This is a genomic window from Collinsella sp. AF02-46-1 (assembly GCF_003465825.1).
In the GTDB taxonomy this organism is placed as follows: Bacteria; Actinomycetota; Coriobacteriia; order Coriobacteriales; family Coriobacteriaceae; genus Collinsella.
On record NZ_QSBV01000008.1, the window covers coordinates 95,634 to 100,570 of the forward strand.

Consider the following 4,937-nt stretch of genomic DNA (forward strand, 5'->3'; position numbering starts at 1 on the left):
GAGGACCGGACGGGCTCGAAGCCCAGAATATTTTGGACGGAGAGTTCGATCCTGGCTCAGGATGAACGCTGGCGGCGCGCCTAACACATGCAAGTCGAACGGCACCCCTCTCCGGAGGGAAGCGAGTGGCGAACGGCTGAGTAACACGTGGAGAACCTGCCCCCTCCCCCGGGATAGCCGCCCGAAAGGACGGGTAATACCGGATACCCCGGGGTGCCGCATGGCACCCCGGCTAAAGCCCCGACGGGAGGGGATGGCTCCGCGGCCCATCAGGTAGACGGCGGGGTGACGGCCCACCGTGCCGACAACGGGTAGCCGGGTTGAGAGACCGACCGGCCAGATTGGGACTGAGACACGGCCCAGACTCCTACGGGAGGCAGCAGTGGGGAATCTTGCGCAATGGGGGGAACCCTGACGCAGCGACGCCGCGTGCGGGACGGAGGCCTTCGGGTCGTAAACCGCTTTCAGCAGGGAAGAGTCAAGACTGTACCTGCAGAAGAAGCCCCGGCTAACTACGTGCCAGCAGCCGCGGTAATACGTAGGGGGCGAGCGTTATCCGGATTCATTGGGCGTAAAGCGCGCGTAGGCGGCCCGGCAGGCCGGGGGTCGAAGCGGGGGGCTCAACCCCCCGAAGCCCCCGGAACCTCCGCGGCTTGGGTCCGGTAGGGGAGGGTGGAACACCCGGTGTAGCGGTGGAATGCGCAGATATCGGGTGGAACACCGGTGGCGAAGGCGGCCCTCTGGGCCGAGACCGACGCTGAGGCGCGAAAGCTGGGGGAGCGAACAGGATTAGATACCCTGGTAGTCCCAGCCGTAAACGATGGACGCTAGGTGTGGGGGGACGATCCCCCCGTGCCGCAGCCAACGCATTAAGCGTCCCGCCTGGGGAGTACGGCCGCAAGGCTAAAACTCAAAGGAATTGACGGGGGCCCGCACAAGCAGCGGAGCATGTGGCTTAATTCGAAGCAACGCGAAGAACCTTACCAGGGCTTGACATATGGGTGAAGCGGGGGAGACCCCGTGGCCGAGAGGAGCCCATACAGGTGGTGCATGGCTGTCGTCAGCTCGTGTCGTGAGATGTTGGGTTAAGTCCCGCAACGAGCGCAACCCCCGCCGCGTGTTGCCATCGGGTGATGCCGGGAACCCACGCGGGACCGCCGCCGTCAAGGCGGAGGAGGGCGGGGACGACGTCAAGTCATCATGCCCCTTATGCCCTGGGCTGCACACGTGCTACAATGGCCGGTACAGAGGGATGCCACCCCGCGAGGGGGAGCGGATCCCGGAAAGCCGGCCCCAGTTCGGATTGGGGGCTGCAACCCGCCCCCATGAAGTCGGAGTTGCTAGTAATCGCGGATCAGCATGCCGCGGTGAATGCGTTCCCGGGCCTTGTACACACCGCCCGTCACACCACCCGAGTCGTCTGCACCCGAAGTCGCCGGCCCAACCGAGAGGGGGGAGGCGCCGAAGGTGTGGAGGGTGAGGGGGGTGAAGTCGTAACAAGGTAGCCGTACCGGAAGGTGCGGCTGGATCACCTCCTTTCTAGGGAGATACATTCTTAGAGAGAAAACACTTTAACTCGAATAGAGGGCAGGAGCCCGTCCGGTAGATGTCCGCCAGGATGATTCCCCGCAGCACCCGGTCCCCGGGGTCGCACCCGCGTACCTTGAGAGCCGCATAGCGATAGGAGAGAGATGGAAGATCCGAATCTTCCAGACTCGATTCTTTTCTGCGATTAAATCAAGAATGATAGCAATCATTCATCCGATCCAAACAAGAAGAATTCACTTATATATGAGTGAGGAGCATCTGATCGCGAGCACAGTCAACTACTGTGCCGCGGTATGAGATACCCGAATTGCGACATACGAGCGCTATTCATGATATCGATTAATTTAACTTAATTAGCGACACGTGGATATCCCGCGGGCCCGATGCGGTCCCGCAAGATACCACGGGCGCACGGCGGATGCCTTGGCACAGGGAGCCGATGAAGGACGCGGCAAGCTGCGATAATCCCCGGCGAGGAGCACACATCCTTCGACCCGGGGGTCTCCGAATGGGCGAACCCATCCACAGCAGTGTGGATATCCCCACCCCGAACACATAGGGGTGGGGAGGACAACCCGGGGAACTGAAACATCTAAGTACCCGGAGGAGAGGAAATCAATCTCGAGACTCCCCGAGTAGCGGCGAGCGAAAGGGGACCGATGGCCAAACCGTCGAGCGGGCGTACCCGGCAGGGGTTCCGCCGACGGGGTTGCAGGGCCGCGCATCCGGGGGCTGCCGCCCCCGGGCGCAGGTCCGGCTGGGGAGCGGAACGGCATGGGAGGGCCGGCCGCAGCGGGTGACAGCCCCGTACGCGAACCCAGACCGGACGGCGCGACGCGGTCCCTGAGTAGGGCCGGGCACGTGAAACCCGGTCCGAACCTGGGTGGACCACCATCCAAGCCTGAGTACTACCCTGTGACCGATAGCGCACCAGTACCGTGAGGGAAAGGTGAAAAGCACCCCGGGAGGGGAGTGAAACAGTACCTGAAACCGTGCGCCCACGAGCAGTCGGAGCACCTATATGGTGTGACGGCGTGCCTTTTGTAGAATGAGCCAGCGAGTCGCTGGCGCGGGGCGAGGTTAACCGAAAGGGAGCCGGAGCGAAAGCGAGCCTTAACAGGGCGACTTGAGTCCCGCGCCGCGGACGCGAAGCCGGGTGAGCTATCCGTGGGCAGGCTGAAGCGGGGGTAAGACCCCGTGGAGGGCCGAACGCACGTCGGTTGAAAACGGCGGCGATGACCTGCGGATAGGGGTGAAAGGCCAATCAAACCCGGAGATATCTCGTTCTCCCCGAAATAGCTTTAGGGCTAGCGTCGCGCGTTCACCGCCGGAGGTAGAGCACCGGATGGACGAGGGGGCTTCGCCGCCTACCGAATCCAACCGAACTCCGAATGCCGGCGGCCCAGAGCGCGGCAGTCAGAGCATGTGGGCTAAGCTGTGTGCTCGAGAGGGAAACAGCCCGGACCGCCCGCTAAGGTCCCCAAGTTCCAGCCGAGTGGCAAAGGATGTGCGTCCGCCCAGACAACCAGGATGTTGGCTTAGAAGCAGCCATCCATTCAAAGAGTGCGTAACAGCTCACTGGTCGAGTGGACATGCGCCGACAATACACGGGGCTAAGCTGGACACCGAAGCGGCGGGATTTTATCTATATAGAATCGGTAGGGGAGCTTCCCATGGGCGGTGAAGCCGCCGGGCGACCGGCGGTGGAGCGCATGGGAGTGAGAATGCTGGCATGAGTAGCGAGAGACGAGAGAGTAACTCGTCCGCCGTGAACCCGAGGTTTCCTGGGCAAGGCTAATCCTCCCAGGGTCAGTCGGGGGCTAAGGCGAGGCCGGGAGGCGTAGCCGACGCGCAGCAGGCAGACATTCCTGCACCGCGCACGCGGCGCTACGACCGACGGGGCGACGGATGGGGGTGGCTCGGCGGGGTTCTGGACGTCCCCGTGATGGAGCGCGGCCCGCGGACCAGGGAAATCCGGTCCGCACGAGGGCGAGGCTCCGGACGAAGCGATCAAGCGAAGCGAGTGAGCCCGAGGTCCCTAGAAAAACCCCTAGGCAGGCGCGTGCGCGCCCGTACCGCAAACCGACACAGGTGGGTGGGTAGAACATACCGAGGCGATCGGGTCAACCATGGTCAAGGAACTCGGCACAATGGCCCCGTAACTTCGGGAGAAGGGGTGCCCGCGCGTACGTGAACGGACTTGCTCCGGGAGCGGAGGCGGGCCGCAGTGGAGAGGCCCAAGCGACTGTTTACCAAAAACACAGGACTCTGCAGAAGCCGCAAGGCGACGTATAGGGTCTGACGCCTGCCCGGTGCCGGAAGGTCACGCGGAGGAGTTAGCGCATCGCGCGAAGCCCCGAAGCCAAGCCCCGGTAAACGGCGGCCGTAACTATAACGGTCCTAAGGTAGCGAAATTCCTTGTCGGGTAAGTTCCGACCTGCACGAAAGGCGCAACGACTTGGGCGCTGTCTCGACCATGGACCCGGTGAAATTGCACTGGTCGTGAAGATGCGACTTACCCGCGGAAGGACGGAGAGACCCCGTGAACCTTCACTGCAGCTTGGCATTGGCCGCTGGTCCCGCGTGTAGAGGATAGGCAGGAGGCATCGATCCGGAGGCGCCAGCCCCCGGGGAGCCGCCCTTGGAATACTGCCCTCGCGCGACCGGCGTCCTAACCCGAGGCCGTCAACCGGCTCGGGGACCGTGCCAGGCGGGCAGTTTGACTGGGGCGGTCGCCTCCTAAAGGGTAACGGAGGCGCGCGAAGGTCCGCTCGGGACGGTCGGCAACCGTCCTTTTGAATGCAAGAGTACAAGCGGGCTTGACTGCGAGGCCCACAAGCCGAGCAGGTGCGAAAGCAGGCTCTAGTGATCCGGCGGCCCCGAGTGGGTGGGCCGTCGCTCAACGGATAAAAGGTACTCCGGGGATAACAGGCTGATCTTGCCCAAGAGTCCACATCGACGGCAAGGTTTGGCACCTCGATGTCGGCTCATCGCATCCTGGGGCTGGAGCAGGTCCCAAGGGTACGGCTGTTCGCCGTTTAAAGCGGTACGCGAGCTGGGTTCAGAACGTCGTGAGACAGTTCGGTCCCTATCCTCCGTGGGCGCAGGAGAATCGATGGAGGCTGCCCCCAGTACGAGAGGACCGGGGTGGACGCACCTCCGGTGAACCGGTTGTCGACCAACGGCACGGCCGGGTAGCCGCGTGCGGCGCGGATAACCGCTGAAGGCATCTAAGCGGGAAGCCGTTCCAGGGATTAGTTCTCCTTCCGGTAAGGGCCCAGGTAGACTACCTGGTCGATAGACGGCAGGTGCAAGGACGGCGACGTCCTCAGCCGAGCCGCACTAATCGCCCGAGCTCTTCCGGAACCGCACCTCGCGGCCCGCGGGAC

At 63.4% G+C, this 4,937-nt stretch carries 2 rRNA genes; both read left to right on the forward strand.

Features of this window, described 5'->3' with window-relative positions:
• The first annotated feature begins 33 nt into the window (after positions 1-33).
• A 16S ribosomal RNA gene (locus tag DWV20_RS04835) occupies positions 34-1,539 on the forward strand.
• A 400-nt stretch (positions 1,540-1,939) separates the two neighbouring features.
• Positions 1,940-4,914: ribosomal RNA gene (locus DWV20_RS04840) — 23S ribosomal RNA — on the forward strand.
• Together the 16S and 23S rRNA genes form the textbook arrangement of a ribosomal RNA operon.
• The last annotated feature ends 23 nt before the right edge of the window (positions 4,915-4,937 follow it).